The sequence below is a fragment of the Streptomyces sp. LX-29 genome, from assembly GCF_029541745.1.
Lineage (GTDB): Bacteria > Actinomycetota > Actinomycetes > Streptomycetales > Streptomycetaceae > Streptomyces.
On record NZ_CP089746.1, the window covers coordinates 5786870 to 5802825 of the forward strand.

Here is a 15956-nt window from a genome sequence, read left to right on the forward strand (position 1 = left end):
CGTGACGGCTGTCAGGGTCCGCGCTATGCCTGGAGGATGAGGTATCCCGATGGCGGTGGACTGACGGCCGAGGAACGGGCTCGGCGTGAGCAAGTCCGGCTTGCGGCCGCAGATCTGATCGAGGGCGGGGCCAGTGACCGGGAGGTGGCTCGGCGGTTCAGGGTGACCCGGATGTCGGCGAACCGCTGGCGGCGGGCGTTGGCTTCCGGTGGTCGGCAGGCCCTGGCCTCCAAGGGGCCCGGCGGCGCCCGCTGCAAGCTCGATGCGGGACAGCTCCGCGTCCTGGAGACGGTGTTGGATGCCGGTCCGGCCGCTTCCGGCTGGAGTGACCAGTGCTGGACGCTGGCGAGGATCGCCGAGGTCGTGCGCCGCTGGTTCGGCGTCGAGTACACCCTGGCCGGGCTGGACCTGCTGCTGCACCGCATCGGCTGGAGCGTGCAGGTCCCATCCCGCAAGGCCACCGAGCGGGACGAGGCGAAGATCGCCGCCTGGAAGGACGAGCAGTGGCCCGTCATAAAAAGAGGGCGGCGGACTTGGGCGCCTGGCTCTGCTTCGAGGACGAAGCCGGCCAGGGCCTGAGGCCGCCCAAGGGCCGAACCTGGGGCCGACGGGGCCATACCCCGGTGGTCCGGGTCACCGCCGCCGGCACCAAACGCGTCTCCATGGCGGCGCTGATCTGCACCAAAGCCGGCCGCAGATCCCGGCTGATCTACCGCATCCACCTCGACCGCGGCCCCGCCAAAGGCCGCCGCAAAGGCTTCACCGAGACTGACTACGCCCGCCTGCTGGATGCCGCACACCAGCAGCTCGGCGGCCCCATCGTCTTGGTCTGGGACAACTTGAACACGCACGTCAGCCGCACTATGCGGGAGCTGATCGCCACCCGATTATGGCTGACCGTCTACCAGCTGCCCCCGTACGCGCCCGAGCTCAACCCCGTCGAGGGCGTGTGGTCGCACCTGAAGAGATCGCTGGCCAACCTCACCAAACACGGCCTCGACCAACTCACCGCGTTGGTGAAGACACGGCTCAAACGCATGCAGTACCGCCCTGTCCTCGTCGAGGGTCTCGTCGCCAAAACCGGGCTCGACCTCCAACCGCCGTAACCTCAGCCGTTGAAGATCTCTAGCCGCCTGAAGGCCGGCGAACCGGTACCGGTGAGATTCGGAGGCTCAGGCACTAGATCGGGTGCCTGAGCCTCCTTTCACATGACGGTACTGAGGAGTAGAACCACCATTTACCTCAAGGCACCCCTTCGTGGGGGTGCCAGAGAGGTAGTCCTCAAGGATTGGGTGGGGGGTATAGAGAACCCCCCACCATAAATAACGTACCTGTCCTCTGGAGGTCCCTGGGACACGTCTGTGAGCCAGGTAACGATAATTATTGTTACCTCACACTGCCCAGGTCTGGTTCATGTGTGTGACCGATGACCTTGAGGGGCCTACGAGCTCCTGGAGCCGGATGAGTCGGGGGCCTTCATCGAGGCCGGCCCGGCCTTTTCTGCATTATTGAAACCCGTACATGATGAAAGGAAGGCGCCCCGGCGGTCCTCGTGACAGCAACAAAGGGGCATTACCCGGCGTACAGCCCGACTCGTCTGCCGCCTTTTCCTCGCCTTCGACGAGCGCAGGGCGGGTCCTTGCAGCCAGTGTCCGCCGCCACGGAGCTGGCGCAGTCGGACATGAACGCAGCGATCCGCGGCAGCCGCGTCGCCGGCTCCCGCCACGGTCATCAGCCCGGCTCGTCGTACTCCTCGGTGCTCAGCCGTTCGAGGTCGTCGGCCCACTGCTGGGCCCACGCGCGCAGGCTGGCGATCTGGTCGGGGTCCGTAGGCGGCGAATTTGGACGGCATACCCGCCGGCGATGACCAGTGGGTACAGGTTCACGCCGCGGCAGGCGCCTGGCGAGCGAGCAGGGGGAATGCCTCTTCCCACGCGGCGCTGATGTGCCGGCTGATCAGCGTGCGCAGGACGGGCCACTGCGCGATCAGTAGCTGGCGGTCCAGGAGGGCGACGAGGTCGTCGTGCTGCCCTTCGGCCAGCGCGGTGCGGTACAGGCTCATGCGCTGCCGCGGCCGGTCCAGATCGTAGGTGCGAAGACCAGACCAGGCGACGTGCAGCGGCAGCTGGACCGCGCCGTGAGTGGACCCGGCGAGTTCGTCGAGCGAGGCGGGCAGGCGGCCCTGGTACCGCACACGCAGCACATCAGCAGCGGGTGGACACGACGTCGACGTGGGGTCAGCCATGACACCGATGATCGCCTCTGCCCCGGGCGCCCGATACCTCACTCCGCGCGGCTTCCTCCGCATCGGGACGGCACGACGGCCCCCACCGAAGCGAGGGCCGGGCGCGTGGCACCCCGGCAGGAGTACCGTTCTGAGTGTCCAGTTCAGAATGGGAGTAAGTATGCCCGAGAGTACGTACTTTGGCGCCCGCTTACGTGACATTCGGAAGCGGCGAGGGCTGAGCCAGCGTGAACTCGCAGCGGCTGCAGGTCTTTCGCTGTCCACCATCAGAACCCTGGAGCAGGGCGAGCACGCCTCCCCCCGCATGGAGACAGCGCACCGACTTGCTGTTGTGCTGCGCATGTCCACCACGAGCCTGCTGCAGCGCGAGGGTGAACAGGAGGTGGTTTCCGAGCCTTGGCGACCGCTTCAGCGAGCAGTCGAGGTTGCGGAGACGCAGTTGCCGGACGAGCCGACTCTGGCTGGCGTGCGCGCGGCTTTGGCCGACGTTCGTACCACCTTCTTCGCCAACGAGATTGCCGAGCTCTCCACCCTCCTCGGGCCTCTGCTGCGTGATGCCGAGGCGCTGACCGACGACGCCGAGGGGAGGGCTGTCCGAGCTCATCTGCTCCAGATCGCGGGGTCGACGCTTACGCAGGTGAGGCAGTACGCGGCGGCGGAGACCGCGCTGCGGAGAGCCCTGGACGAGGCGCCTGACCGCCTGCGTGCCGCGTCGATCGTCACCACGTGGTGCTGGCTCCTGGTCCGGCAGGGGAGGCTCGATGAGTCTCGCGAGCTGGCCACGCGATGGGCCGACGACATGGAACCTCGCGTCTCGCGGGCCACAGTGGAGGAGCTTGCGGCCTGGGGCTGGCTCCTTCTCCAGGCATCCGCGGCCTGCCTTCGCGACAACAGGCCCGGAGAGGCGGCCGATGCCCTGCGGCTGGCCAAGACCGCCGCGACGGCCACTGGACGCGAACTCCCCAAGGGCGACATCCGGCTGGCGTCCTGGGGGCCGACCACGGTCGCGTACAAGCAGGCCGAGCGGTACATCATCGCGGACCGACCAGATGAGGTACTGGCGACGTCGCAGCGGCTGGCCGCTGTGCGGCGGATGGGCGGTACGGAGTTCAACCGGCACCGGCTGGATGTGGCCAAGGCGCACGTGAAGTTGAAGCAGCCCACCGAGGCCATGGCCGTGCTGGCGAAGATCCATGCCGCGGCGCCGGAGTGGCTGGCCGAGCAGCGGTATGCGCGGGACATCATGGGCGATGTGGTGAAGCGTCGCCGAACTCTGACCCCCGAGATGCGGATGATGGCTGACGCCGTGCGGCTGCCGATGTAGATCCGTCGGCGGTGGTGATACTTCGGGGCGACAGGCTCCGGAACCACCATTGATGATCGCTCGGCGTGACCATACGGTCACAGCATGCCTGGTCAAGATTGCAGTGAAGCGTGGTCACACGCGTGGAGTCCGCCCGGCGGGAAGAGCGTGCAGGCGCAGCCCGCCGGCCGGTGGTGGGATGCCGTACGGGTGCCTGCCGTGATCGGCGAGGTCGCGCTGGCGCTCCTTGGCGAGGAGTCCGGGGCGGTCATCGCCGACACGCGCGGCGCGGTCTGGTACTGGCTCGTGCGGCCCGGCACCGCAGCGGACTGGTCGCTGCACCGGGTGCTTGCGCAGGGGGCGTTCGTCGTCGTACCCGGGAGGGAGCGCAAGGGCGGGCCGGGACTCCACTGGCGTGTCCCGCCGTCGGGGGCCCGGTCCCTCACCGACCCCGATCGTCTTCACGCCGCGTTGATGGCCGCCAACAGGGCCGTGAAGTGTTGCTATCGCTGTGACCGGCTGACTTCCGATCCCGTGTTCGTCGCGGACGTGCACGTGGCCAGTGGCGCTGACCGGGCCGTCTACGCCTGCCGGTCCTGCGCGGAACGCCTCTCGGAACGACCCGACGTGCTCGGCGAGGTCGCGGCCGGCCGTCGCGCGTTGGAAGGGCGGGCCCGATGAGCGGTGGCGACATCGCGACGCGCGGGGCCGTCACGCTGCCGAGCGGTGCGGAACCCGTGAAGCAGCCGGCGCGGGGCTGACCTGGGACGCCGTACGGGTGAGCCTCGGCTGCGCGGACGGTGTGCTGGAACGGCTCGGGGACGAGACCGGGGCCGTCATCGAGGACCCGCGCGAGGCGTGCCGGTACTGGCTGGTGGCCCCGGGCTCCGCGGAGGGGTGGGCTCTGCCGCACCCGGTGCTACGGCGGGGCGCCTTCGTGCCGGTGCCCCCGGCGGGGTGCACGGAGGGCCCCGGGGTGTGTTGGCGTGTGCCGCCGGGCCCCGGGCGCGGCCTGACCGACGCGCTGCGTCTGCACACGGCGTTGCTGGAATCGACCGGTGACCGGGAGGACCCGGTCCGGGCGGCATGGATCCCGTTCATCGTGCACGCCTCCAACTGCCCCCAGTGCCGCGACCGCCCGACGGCGTGCACGACAGGGCTCGCACGGTGGGCCCGCTACCGGGAGGCGTTGTCCGGGGCTCGCGGCGGCAAGGTGGCCGGCTGCCCGTAGACCGGCGGGGCGGCGGGTCCGGCTGGCCGCCTGCCGTCAGTCGGGCACCGCGCACGAACCCGCCGAGGGCCGCATTCGGGAGGCGCTCAGGCCGCCCCCCGATGCGGCACGATTCACACCAGTTCGGGCTGCGGCTCCGGCTGCGGCGCCGGTGCCGCCTTCGGCTCCCACTTTCTGGTCGTCCGTATGTAGGCGTAGATCACGGAAGTCATCGCCAGAATGAGAAGCGGTCCGAATACCCACGGAAGTTCGGCCATCTGCATCGGGATATAGCGGTAGGACAGCAAGAACGCGGCGAAGACCGTGGTGCCGTAAGCGACCAGCTGGATTCCCGACCGATCCCAGCCACGTGCCTGCGAGCGCAGAGCCGCCTCGATCGTGAGCGTGAAGACCACGCCGGCGATGATGTCCGCGCCGTAGTGGTAGCCGAATCCCAGCGTCGCGCCGAGCGTGGTGATCAGCCAGAACACGCCGAAGAACTGCAGAATCCGCGGGCCCCGGAGGGAGTGGATGAAGATCGCGGTAGCCCACGCCGTGTGCAGGCTGGGCATGCAGTTGCGCGGGGTGACCTCGTTGAAGGGCATGTGGTGCGGCGCGTCGAGCGGCGGAGGTGTGTCCGGCCACAGGTTGGCCACCGCCCACTGCCCGCCGTCGGTGCCGTAGATGAAGATCGGTCCGACCACCGGGAAGATCATGTAGATGGCCGGCCCGAGGAGGCCGATCACCAGGAAGGTGCGCACCAGGTGATGGCTCGGGAAGCGGCGCTCGACCGCCACGTGGCGCAGCTGGTACAGGCTGACGACGACCGCGGCCACCGCGAGCTGAATGTAGACCCACTGGAGGAGAGGGGTGCCGATCGAGCCGGTGGCCTCGATGATCCGGCCGGCCAGCCACGACGGGTTGCCCAGCGCGTGATCGGCGGTCGCCACGTACTGGTCGAGCACCGTGGGGCGGGTCTTCGCCGTGATGAGCAGCCACGTATCGCCGGTCTTGCGGCCGGTCACCAGCAGCAGGCCCAGCCCGACGCCCTTCAGGAGCAGGGCACGTTCCCGGCCGGTGCGGCGTGTGACGGCGATGACCGCACAGCCCAGCATCACCCACAACGCGCCGTTGCCGAAGGGGTGGCCGTAGCCGGCGGGCGTCTTGGCGTCGACCGCCCACCGCACCAGAGTGAAGACGATGTCGATGCCGACTGCGACACCAGTCGCGATGAGCCGTTCCCGCCAGGTGAACACCACCATCATCAGCGCCATGCTGCCGTACAACAGCGGCCCTGATTTGGGGAAGAAAATCACCTCTTTCGCCTGGTTGGTGATCGGCCCCTGCTGGCCGTAGTGGCGCGCGGCGATCTCCAGCGCGATGAGGAATCCGAGGGCTACCACACCGGCCGTGGCCCACAGGATCGCCCGCGGCTGACGCCACGCGGCGAACGCAGTTCTGCGGTCTGTTCGCGATATCAATGCTTTAGCCGATTTGCTCGATTTTGGTCGGATATTCTGCTGATCGTGCTAGATGGCATGATTTTCCGGTGAAGGGTGGGCGATGAGGGCGATCGTCAAAAGTCGGATCATGCTATCGGAGTCGAAACGGGCGGCCTGAGCGGGATATCGGCCAAGCCCGGTCCAGGCAGACCCAGTTCTCCCCGGTCCGGGCAGCCCCGGTTCTCCTCGGTCCGGGCGGCCCCGGTTCTCGCCGATCCGGGCGGCCCCGGTTCTCGCCCCGGCCCGCCCCACCCCGCACGGCACAGCGCAAGAGGCTCGAACCGGTGATCAGTCGATCGGGTTCGAAGCACCTTCGGAGGGGCCGGCAGCCTTGGTGAGGCAGAGGTCCTCGGTCGTCTCTCGACGCAACCCACTCGCGCTGCGGGCCACGCCATTCCGCGGCGCCGGTACGGCGGCCTTCGGCTCCCACGTTGCGGTGGTCCGTACGTAGCCGTAGATCACCGAGGCCATCGCCAGAAGGAGAAGGGGGCCGAACAACCACGGGTAATCGGCCATCTGCGTCGGCAGGTAGCGGTAGGACGTCAGGAGCGCGGCGAAGACCGTGGTGCCGTAGGCGACCAGTTGGATTCCCGACCGGTCCCAGCCGCGGGTGATCGAGCGCAGAGCCGCCTCGATCGTGAGCGTGAACACCACACCGGCAATGAGATCCACGCCGTAGTGGTAGCCGAATCCCAGCGTCGCGCCGAGCGTGGAGATCAGCCAGAACGTGCCTGCGAAGCGCAGAACGCGTGGGCCCTTGCGGGAGTGGATGAAGATCGCGGTAGCCCACGCCGTGTGCAGGCTGGGCATGCAGTTGCGTGGGGTGATCTCGTCGTACGGCATCGGCTGCGGGGTGTCGATCGTCGGCAGCGTGTCCGGCCACAGGTTGGCTATCGCCCAGGGTTCGCCACCGGTACCGAAGGCGCCGGTGCCGTAGACGAAGATCGGTCCGACCACCGGGAAGATCATGTAGATGGCCGGCCCGACGAGGCCGATCACCAGGAAGGTGCGCACCAGGTGATGGCTCGGGAAGCGGCGCTCGACCGCCACATGGCGCAGCTGGTACATCGTGACGACGACCGCGGCCACCGCGAGCTGAATGTAGACCCAGTCGAGAAGGTGAGTGCCGATCGGATCGGTGGCCTGGACGATTCGGCCCACCAGCCACGACGGGTTGCCTAGCGCGTGATCGGCGGTCGCCACGTACTGGTCGAGCACCATCGGGCGGGTCTTCGAGGTGATGAGCAGCCAGGTATCGCCGGTCTTCCGACCGGCCACCAGCAGCAGGCCCAGCCCAACGCCCTTCAGCAGCAGGGCACGTTCCCGGCCGGTGCGGCGTGTGACGGCGATGACCGCACAGCCCAACATCACCCACAACGCGCCGTTGCCGAACATCATCTTGGCGTCGACCGCCCACCGCACCAGGAAGAAGGCGATGTCGATGCCGACCGCGACACCCAAGGCGATGAACCGTTCCCGCCAGGTGAGCACCACCATCATCAGCGCCATGCTGGCGTACAGCAACGGCCCCGATTTAGGGGCGAATATCACCTCTTTCGCCTGGTTGGCCATCGGCCCCGGTAGGCCGTAGTGGCGTGCGGCGATCTCCAGCGCGATGAGGAATCCAAGGGTTACCACACCGGCCGTAGCCCACAATATCGCCCGCGGTTGACGCCACGCGGCGAATGCATTTCTGCCGTTTATTCGCGATATCAATTGCCTGGCCGATTTGCTAGGTTTTGGCGGAATGTGTCACTCATCGTGCTGGATGGCATGGTTTTCTGGCGAAGGGTGGGCGATCGGGGCGGTCATCATGAGTTCGGGTCATGTTATCGGAGCGCTCGGGGTGGGTTTCGTCGGCCGTGGACGGCGTCAAGATCGGTTGATTGATCCCGCGCTCGATGGTCCAGCTGTTTTGGGCATGGCCATGAAATCCGGCGGGCACGGTCCGCGTGCGCCGCGCACCCCGGCTCACGCCTCCCCGGCTCACGCCTCCCCGGCTCACGCCTCCGCCAACGCCTCCAGCGCCGCCCTGGCAGCCGTCAGCGCCCCCTTGCGGATCGTGTCGGCGTCGGCGGCCTCGCCGGAGGCGAAGTCGCTGCCGTTGTAGGTGACGGTGATCATCGCGTTGTCCTGGTGGAGGACGACCACCGCCTCGCGGGTCCGCTGGCCGTCCTCGGTGGTGACGCGCTCGGTGAGGGTGGCGTGGTCGCCGAGGTCGGGGACGGGGGTGCCGGGGGTCTCGGTCGCGGGAGTGGGGGGACGGCGGGTGGGGGTGATGTCGTAGGTGACGTCGAGCCAGCGGTAGTCGTAGCCGTGGAGGGCGTGCCAGGAGCAGCCGGTGCGACGGGTGGCGTCGGTGGAGGTGAGCAGGGAGCCGGCGGGGTTGGCGCCGGGGACCAGGGGCTTCACGGTGGCGGCGGGGAGCGTCGCGCAGGCGTCGCGCGGGGGCGCGGAGTGGCGTGGGGCCGGTGCGCTGGCGCTCGGGGCGGGGGAGGGGTCCGACCCGGCGGCGGGTTTGGGGCGTGCGTCCGAGGGGCCGGTGGCGGTCATGGCCAGGCCGGCGGCGGTCAGCGCGGCGACGGGCAGCAGGCGGGCGCCCAGGGTGAGGGGGAGAGAACGCACGTCGGCTCTCTTCGGTCGGCAGGATGTTTCGGCGGGGCGTGGGGTGGAGGGGTTCCGCCGGACGTTCGGCCGTGGGGCGCTCGTCCGGGCGCGTCCTGCGGGCGCGTCCTACGGGCGTGTCGGCAGGAGGTCTCCTCATCCCGACACCGCTCCTGCGGCGGCGGGAAGATGACCTTGCCACAGGAACCCCGCCGAGAACAGACCACCTGCGGATTACGCCGAATGCCTGAAGCGGAGGTGGATCTCACTCGTACGACATATATATGTCGTGAACGGGTCAGGACATCGCCGCCCGTAACCCTTCCAATTTCCTCTGACACCTCTCAGGTCGGAGGAATGCCCCATGGGACACATGGCACACGCAGCACGCTCAGCGCGCTCAGCACGCGCCACGCACCAGCCGGAGCTTCGGGCCGCCGCCGCACGTCTGGGGCGCCGCCGGTTCCTCACCGTCACCTCGGCCGCCGCGGCCCTCGCCTTCAGCACCAACCTGCCGAGCGCGCACGCGGCGGAGGTGACGCCGCGCAGCCTCTCGGAGGACCCGTTCACCCTCGGGGTGGCCTCCGGCGACCCGCTGCCGGACTCCGTGCTGCTGTGGACGCGGCTGGCCCCCCGCCCGTACGAGCCGCGCGGTGGGCTGCCCGCCGAGGGCGTGGTGTGGGTGGAGTGGGAGATCTGCCGCGACGACCGGTTCAGACGCGTGGCCCGGCGCGGCACCGCCGCCGCGCACGCCGCGTTCGACTACGCCGTGCACGTGGAGGCGGACGGCCTCGCCCCCGGCCGGGACTACTGGTACCGCTTCCGCGTCGGCTCCTGGGTCAGCCCGGCCGGCCGCACCCGCACCGCCCCGGCCCGCCGCGCCCACGTCGACCAGGGCCGCTTCGGGCTGCTCTCCTGCCAGGCGTACCACGACGGCTACTACACGGCCCTCGGACACCTCGCGAACGAGGACCTCGACGCCGTCTTCCACGTCGGCGACTACCTCTACGAGTACGCGGTCAACGCGGTCGGCGGCGCTCGCAACTACACCGACCGCACACTTCCGGACATCTTCAACCGCGAGACCCTCACCCTGGAGGACTACCGGCTGCGCTACGCGCTCTACAAGACCGACCCGGAGCTCCAGGCCGCGCACGCCGCCTTCCCCTGGTTCGTCACCTGGGACGACCACGAGACCGAGAACAACTACGCCGGCGACACGGACGAGAACGGCAACCCGCCGGAGGAGTTCCTGCTGCGCCGGGCCGCCGCCTACCGCGCGTACTGGGAGAACATGCCGCTGCGCAGGCCGCACCGGCCCGACGGCCCCGACATGCGGCTCTACCGGCGCTTCCACCACGGGCGGCTCGCCCAGTTCGACATCCTCGACACCCGGCAGTACCGGTCCGACCAGGCGTACGGCGACGGCTGGCAGTACCCGGGCCCCGAGTCCGAGGACCCGAGCCGCACCATGGTCGGCGCCGCCCAGGAGCGCTGGCTGCTGCACGGCTTCCGGCGCTCCACCGCCACCTGGAACGTGCTGCCGCAGCAGGTCACCTTCTGCCGCCGCAAGGACACCACCGCCGCCCGCTCCAAGCTCAGCATGGACGCCTGGGACGGATACCCGGCATCCCGCCAGCGGATCCTCGACGGCGTCGAGCGGGCCGGCATCGACAACCTGATCGTCCTCACCGGCGACGTCCATGTCTCGTACGCCATGGACATCAAGCGCGACTTCGGCGAGCCGTCCTCCCGCACCCTCGGGGTCGAGATCGTCGGCACCTCCGTCACCAGCGGCAAGAACGGCACCGACAAGCCGTCCAACTGGGCCACCTTCATGGCCGCCAATCCGCACATGAAGTTCTACAACGGCCGTCGTGGATACGTCCTCCTCACCCTCGACGAGGACCAGGCCCGCGCCGACTACCGGACGGTCTCCCATGTGACCACCCCCGGCGGCGCGGTCACCACCGCCGCCTCCTTCATCACCGAGTCGGGCAACCCGGGGCTCCAAGCCGTGTGACCCCCGTCGGGCCCGTGGCTCCACGGCTCCACGGCTCCGCCGGCCGGCCCGGAGCGGAGTCGGCCGGCCCGGAGCGGAGTCGGCCGGCCCGGAGCGGAGTCGGCCGGCCCGGAGCGGAGTCGGCCGGCCCGGAGCGGAGTCGGCCGGCCCGGAGCGGAGCGGTCCGATCCGTGGCGAAGATCCGTAAATAGGACGGCGCCGGATGAGAACATAGTGTCTGCTTCAACGACTCTTGGAGAGCTGCTGCATGGCGGACACCGGACGCTCCACCACGCCCGACGGCATACCCGACACACCCGATGCGACCTCCGCTCCGGAGGGGGCCCGGCCCGCAGGCCCGGCCCCCTCCGACGCCGCGGCTCCCTCCGGCACGACGGCCCGTTCCGGCGCCGTGGCCCCCTCCGATCCGGCCGGCCCCGCGCACACGCTCGCGCAGCGCCGCACCGGGCTGCTCACCACCCTCGTGCTGGGCGGCCTCACCGCGCTCCCGCCGCTCTCCATGGACATGTACCTCCCGGCCCTGCCCGAGGTCACCGACGCGCTGCACAGCCCCGCCGCCACCGTGCAGCTCACCCTCACCGCCTGCCTGGCCGGCATGGCGCTCGGCCAGCTGGTGGTCGGGCCGATGAGCGACAAGTGGGGCCGCCGCCGGCCGCTGCTCATCGGCATGGTCATCTACGTCCTGGCCACCGCCGTCTGCGCCTTCGCCACCAACGCCCCGCTGCTTGTCGGCTTCCGCCTGGTGCAGGGGCTCGCCGGGGCCTCCGGGATCGTGATCGCACGCGCCGTGGTCCGCGACCTGTACGACGGCGTGGCCATGGCCCGCTTCTTCTCCACCCTGATGCTGATCTCCGGCACCGCGCCGATCATCGCGCCCCTCATCGGCGGCCAGGTGCTGCGCTTCACCGACTGGCGCGGCATCTTCATCGTGCTCACCGTCGTGGGCGCCGTGCTCTCCGTCGTCGTCTGGCGCTGGCTGGACGAGACGCTTCCGCCCGAGCGGCGGCACAGCGGCGGGCTCGGCCAGGCCCTGCACACCATGCGCGGGCTGCTCGCCGACCGCGTCTTCGCCGGCTACACGCTCGCGGGCGGCTTCGCCTTCGCCGCGCTCTTCGCGTACATCTCCGGCTCCTCCTTCGTCATCCAGGAGATCTACGGCGCCTCCCCGCAGACCTTCAGCCTGCTCTTCGGGCTCAACTCGGTCGGCCTCGTCGCCTTCGGCCAGCTCAACGGCAAGGTGCTGGTCGGCCGGGTCAACCTCGACCGGGTGGTGACGGCCGGACTCGCCATCATCACCCTCGCCGCCGGCGTACTGCTGGTGATGGTCTCCGGGGTCTTCGGTCGGCCGGGGCTGGCACTCGTGGCGGGCGCGCTCTTCGTGCTCATGTCCGCCATGGGTCTGGTGCTGCCCAACACCAACGCCCAGGCGCTCCAGCGCGCCGGGCACGCCGCCGGCTCCGCCTCCGCGCTGCTGGGCACCGCCTCCTTTCTGGTCGGGGCGATCGCCTCGCCGCTGGTCGGGATCGCCGGCGAGCACACCGCCGTGCCCATGGCCGCCGTCCAGTTGGGCTCCGCACTCGCGGCCGCGCTGTGCTTCGTGGCACTGTGCCGCCCGTGGCAGCAGCAGAGCGACTACGAGCGGCAGGGCTAGCACGCGCGACAGCACTGGACGACCTGGTCCGCGAGGTGGTGAGCCTCCCCGCGTCGGTGCCTCCCGCGCCGATGCCTTCCGCGTCGGTGCCTCCAGCCCTTGAAGCGCGGCCCTGGTGTGCCGGAGCCGTCGTCTACGCCGGGCGGTCCCGGACCACCCTCGTCCACGAGGCCGTCGGCTGGGCGGTGCGCTATGCCTCCTACGACGCGGTGACCGACGGGGGCGTGGAGCTGCCCCCGGCCGCCCGGGTGCCCGCCCGGCCCGACACCCTCTTCGACCTCGCCTCGCTGACCAAGCTGTTCACCGCCGTCGTCGCCATGCGGTGCGTGGAGCAAGGCGCGCTCGACCTGGACGGCCGCGTCGCCTCGTACGCCTCCGAGTTCACGGCCGCCGCCCGACACGGGATCACCCCGCGGCAGCTGCTCACCCACACCTCCGGGCTACGGCCCGAACTGCCGCTGTACGCGTGCGCGGGCGAGGCGGAGCGGGAGGCGATGCTGCGTACGGAGGAGCCCGTGGGCGAGGTGGGGGCGGCGCGCGGCTACTCCGACCTGAACCTGCTGATCCTGCAGCGGGTGCTGGAGCGCGTCACGGGCCGGCCGCTGGACGCGCTGGTGCGGGACCTCGTCACCGGGCCGCTGGGCATGGACGACACTCGCTTCAACCCGCCGGCCGACCTCCTCCCGCGCATCGCCGCCACCGAGGACCAGCGACGGCCCTGGGCCAAGCTCGACCGGGGGATGCTGCGCGGGGTGGTGCACGACGAGAACGCCCATGCGATGGGCGGCGTGGCCGGGCACGCGGGGCTGTTCTCCACCGCCGGCGATCTGGCGCGGCTGTGCCGGGCGCTGCTGGGTGGCGGGGCGTACGAGGGCCGCCGGGTGCTGGCGGCGTCCTCCGTGGAGCTGATGCTGACCGCCCCGGGGCTGGGCTTCGAGGTCGACCAGCCGTGGTTCACGGGTGAGCTGGCGGGCCGGGGCGCGGCGGGGCACACGGGTTTCACGGGGACGAGCCTGGTCGTGGACCGGGCGACCGACTCGTTCGTGGTGCTGCTCGCCAACACCGTCCACCCACGGCGGCGGCCCCCGGCGAACGCACCGCGCGCGGCGGTGGCCACTGCCCTGGCGCGGGCCGTGGGAGCGGGGGCGGGCTGAGGCCGGCGCGTCGGGCGGCCCGCCCCGCGGACCCAGCGGGTTGGCGCCGCACGGGTGGGTGTGCGGCGGGGAGGACACCCGGCGCGGCGCCGGAAGGACGCACGCACGGACAGGCGGGGAGGACTCCCGGCGCGGGCCGGAAGGGCCGGAAGGGGTGAGGGGGCGACCCCTCGGTCGGGCCCACCCGGACGGGTAAACTCGTGCGAATGCACGCATCCGCTTCCGAGGCCGCCCACACCGGCGACACCCTCCGCGCCACCCTGGCGCACCTGCTCGACGGCCTGCCGCCCCGGCAGGCGGCCCAGGCGGTGGAGCGGCTGATCGCGAACTACCGGGGGCGGATCCCGACGGACGCCCCGGTGCTGCGGGACCGATCGGACGTGGCCGCGTACGCCGCGTACCGGATGCCGGCGACGTACGAGGCGGTGTGCGCGGCGCTGGCCGCGTTCGCGGACGCGGTGCCGGACTGGGCGCCGGGCAGCCATGTCGACGTCGGCGGTGGGACCGGGGCCGCCACCTGGGCCGTGGCCGCGACCTGGGGCGGCGAACGGCCGGTGACCGTGCTCGACTGGGCGGAGCCGGCCCTCGCCCTGGGGCGGGAGATCGCCGCGGCGAACCCGGCGCTGAAGGCCGTCGAGTGGCGCCGCGCCCGCATCGGGGCGCAGCTCGCCGTCGACGCGGCGGACCTGGTCACGGTCTCCTACGTGCTCAACGAGCTCACCGAGGCCGATCGCGGCTCCCTGGTGGCCGCCGTCGCGGCCGCCGCGCAGGCCGTGGTGATCATCGAGCCGGGCACCCCCGACGGCTACGCCCGCGTCATCGAGGCCCGCGACCGGCTGGTCGCCGCCGGCTTCCACATCGCCGCGCCCTGCCCGCACAGCGCCGCGTGCCCGATCGTGCCCGGCTCGGACTGGTGCCACTTCGCGGCGCGGGTGAGCCGCTCCTCGCTGCACCGGCAGGTGAAGGGCGGCTCGCTGTCGTACGAGGACGAGAAGTTCAGTTACGTCGCCGCCACCCGCTTCCCGGTGGCGCCGGCGCCGTCCCGCGTGGTGCGCAAGCCCCAGATCCGCAAGGGACAGGTGCTGTTGGAGCTGTGCACGGCGGAGGAGGGGCTGCGCCGGGAGAACGTCACCAAGCGGCACGGTCCGCTGTACCGTGCCGCCCGTGACGCCGACTGGGGCGACGCCTGGCCGCCCTCGGAGCCGCGCGACTAAGCGGCTCTGGTGAAGTCGGCTGCGGTTCGGCAGCGCCCTGAAGGGGCGCGGGGAACTGCGCGACCAGCCACAACGGGCCCGCAGGCGAACGACGGCCCGTCACGGCACTTCCCGCGGAGCCCTTAGGCGCGGAGCTCCTGGGTGCAGCACTTGACGCTGCCGCCGCCCTTGAGGAGCTCGCTCAGGTCCATGCCGATCGGCTCGTAGCCACGCTGCCGCAGCGGCTCGAAGAGACCCACCGCCGCCTGGGGCAGCAGGACGTGTCTGCCATCGCTCACGGCGTTGAGTCCGAGGGCCGCCGCGTCCGCCTCGGTGGCGATGAGCGCGTCGGGGAAGAGCCGCTCCAGCACGGCCCGGCTGCCAGGGGAGAACGCTCCCGGGTAGTACATGACCTCGGTGTCGGTGGAGTCGTCGAGCACGCAGAGCGCCGTGTCCAGGTGGTAGTAGCGCGGGTCGACCAGGTCCAGGCCGATGACCGGGCGGCCGAAGAACTCCTGGGCCTCGGGGTGGGAGAGCGGGCTGGAGCGGAAGCCCCGGCCGGCCAGCAGCCAGGAGGAGGTGACGGCGAAGTCACCCTCGCCCTCGTTGATGTGCTCCGGCTCGCGGACGTCCGTGTACCCGTGGGTGTGGAACCACTCGCGGTGCGCCACGGCCTCGCCGGTGCGCTCGGCGTGGGCGAACCGGGCGCCGAGGATCCGGCCCTCGACGACGGTGGCGCCGTTGGCCGCGTAGACCATGTCGGGCAGATCGCGGCGGGGTTCGAGCTCCGCGACGGTGTGGCCCAGGGCGCGGTACCGGTCCCGCAGGTCCTCCCACTGGGCGAGGGCGAGCCGGAGGTCCACCGGTTTGGCCGGGTCCATCCAGGGGTTGATGGAGTAGGTCACCTTGAAGTAGGTGGGCGGGCACATCAGATAGCGGCGCGCGGTGGCGCGGCGCACGGTGGTACGCAAGGACAAGGGAGGCTCCTCACGAGGGTGTCGAGCGCGCACGTGGTTGCGTGCGCGCTCAGATCGTCCACCCTCGCGCCCCGCTACGCATGGACCGTACGGG

General features: G+C 70.8%; 14 protein-coding genes. 9 read left to right on the top strand and 5 right to left on the bottom strand.

The genetic code is table 11. The features are described 5' to 3' along the window. Positions 1-36 precede the first annotated feature (36 nt). Both LRS74_RS24380 and LRS74_RS24385 read left to right on the top strand, forming a co-directional pair. On the top strand, positions 37-579 hold the full coding sequence (locus tag LRS74_RS24380; protein ID WP_277743017.1) for a winged helix-turn-helix domain-containing protein: 543 nt from the start codon (positions 37-39) through the stop codon (positions 577-579). Further along, on the top strand, positions 576-1106 hold the full coding sequence (locus tag LRS74_RS24385) for a transposase (protein WP_277744903.1): 531 nt from the start codon (positions 576-578) through the stop codon (positions 1104-1106). Before LRS74_RS24380 ends, LRS74_RS24385 begins: the two co-directional genes overlap by 4 nt. Positions 1107-1882: 776 nt before the next feature. Here the strand turns inward: LRS74_RS24385 and LRS74_RS24390 are convergent. Beyond that, complete coding sequence (locus LRS74_RS24390; protein WP_277743018.1) at positions 1883-2245, bottom strand: hypothetical protein; 363 nt, start codon at positions 2243-2245, stop codon at positions 1883-1885. A 160-nt stretch (positions 2246-2405) separates the two neighbouring features. On the opposite strand from LRS74_RS24390, the gene LRS74_RS24395 reads away from it, so the two are divergent. The 3 genes from LRS74_RS24395 to LRS74_RS24405 all read left to right on the top strand — a co-directional run bounded on the left by LRS74_RS24395 (position 2406) and on the right by LRS74_RS24405 (position 4779). Continuing rightward, positions 2406-3569: a helix-turn-helix domain-containing protein gene (locus tag LRS74_RS24395; protein ID WP_277743019.1), complete on the top strand. Its 1164-nt coding sequence runs from the start codon at positions 2406-2408 to the stop codon at positions 3567-3569. Positions 3570-3767: 198 nt separating this feature from the next. Beyond that, positions 3768-4229: a hypothetical protein gene (locus LRS74_RS24400; protein WP_277743020.1), complete on the top strand. Its 462-nt coding sequence runs from the start codon at positions 3768-3770 to the stop codon at positions 4227-4229. Between the two features lie 97 nt (positions 4230-4326). After that, positions 4327-4779 carry a hypothetical protein gene (locus LRS74_RS24405; RefSeq protein WP_277743021.1) on the top strand — a complete coding sequence of 151 codons (453 nt, stop codon included), beginning with the start codon at positions 4327-4329 and terminating at the stop codon, positions 4777-4779. A gap of 113 nt (positions 4780-4892) precedes the next feature. Here LRS74_RS24405 and LRS74_RS24410 read toward each other — a convergent pair whose 3' ends face one another. From LRS74_RS24410 to LRS74_RS24420, 3 genes are all read right to left on the bottom strand, one after another. Further along, positions 4893-6161 carry a phosphatase PAP2 family protein gene (locus LRS74_RS24410; RefSeq protein ID WP_277744904.1) on the bottom strand — a complete coding sequence of 423 codons (1269 nt, stop codon included), beginning with the start codon at positions 6159-6161 and terminating at the stop codon, positions 4893-4895. 387 nt (positions 6162-6548) lie between these two features. Further along, positions 6549-7976, bottom strand: coding sequence for a phosphatase PAP2 family protein (locus tag LRS74_RS24415; RefSeq protein ID WP_347178158.1), 1428 nt, complete (start codon positions 7974-7976; stop codon positions 6549-6551). Between the two features lie 285 nt (positions 7977-8261). Further along, positions 8262-8885, bottom strand: a complete 624-nt coding sequence (locus LRS74_RS24420; protein WP_277743023.1) for a hypothetical protein — start codon at positions 8883-8885, stop codon at positions 8262-8264. A gap of 352 nt (positions 8886-9237) precedes the next feature. On the opposite strand from LRS74_RS24420, the gene LRS74_RS24425 reads away from it, so the two are divergent. The 4 genes from LRS74_RS24425 (at position 9238) to LRS74_RS24440 (ending at position 14906) form a co-directional block, all read left to right on the top strand. Further along, positions 9238-10887, top strand: a complete 1650-nt coding sequence (locus LRS74_RS24425; RefSeq protein WP_277743024.1) for an alkaline phosphatase D family protein — start codon at positions 9238-9240, stop codon at positions 10885-10887. Positions 10888-11134: 247 nt separating this feature from the next. Further along, on the top strand, positions 11135-12538 hold the full coding sequence (locus tag LRS74_RS24430) for a multidrug effflux MFS transporter (RefSeq protein WP_277743025.1): 1404 nt from the start codon (positions 11135-11137) through the stop codon (positions 12536-12538). A gap of 71 nt (positions 12539-12609) precedes the next feature. Next, the gene (locus LRS74_RS24435; RefSeq protein WP_277744905.1) at positions 12610-13692 is read left to right on the top strand and encodes a serine hydrolase domain-containing protein; all 1083 of its coding nucleotides are present in this window, start codon (positions 12610-12612) and stop codon (positions 13690-13692) included. Positions 13693-13898: 206 nt separating this feature from the next. Further along, positions 13899-14906 (top strand): small ribosomal subunit Rsm22 family protein, encoded by a 1008-nt coding sequence (locus LRS74_RS24440; protein WP_277743026.1) that lies wholly within the window; start codon positions 13899-13901, stop codon positions 14904-14906. Between the two features lie 122 nt (positions 14907-15028). Here the strand turns inward: LRS74_RS24440 and ddaH are convergent, their stop codons facing one another. Then, the gene (gene ddaH / locus LRS74_RS24445; protein ID WP_277744906.1) at positions 15029-15856 is read right to left on the bottom strand and encodes a dimethylargininase; all 828 of its coding nucleotides are present in this window, start codon (positions 15854-15856) and stop codon (positions 15029-15031) included. Positions 15857-15956: the final 100 nt, after the last annotated feature.

Bases quoted from the DNA above. Each gene is read 5' to 3' on its own strand.
- LRS74_RS24380 (WP_277743017.1), top strand. From the start codon at position 37: ATGAGGTATCCCGATGGCGGTGGACTGACGGCCGAGGAACGGGCTCGG.
- LRS74_RS24390 (WP_277743018.1), bottom strand. From the start codon at position 2,245: ATGGCTGACCCCACGTCGACGTCGTGTCCACCCGCTGCTGATGTGCTG.
- LRS74_RS24395 (WP_277743019.1), top strand. From the start codon at position 2,406: ATGCCCGAGAGTACGTACTTTGGCGCCCGCTTACGTGACATTCGGAAG.
- LRS74_RS24425 (WP_277743024.1), top strand. From the start codon at position 9,238: ATGGCACACGCAGCACGCTCAGCGCGCTCAGCACGCGCCACGCACCAG.
- LRS74_RS24430 (WP_277743025.1), top strand. From the start codon at position 11,135: ATGGCGGACACCGGACGCTCCACCACGCCCGACGGCATACCCGACACA.
- LRS74_RS24435 (WP_277744905.1), top strand. From the start codon at position 12,610: ATGCCTTCCGCGTCGGTGCCTCCAGCCCTTGAAGCGCGGCCCTGGTGT.
- LRS74_RS24440 (WP_277743026.1), top strand. From the start codon at position 13,899: ATGCACGCATCCGCTTCCGAGGCCGCCCACACCGGCGACACCCTCCGC.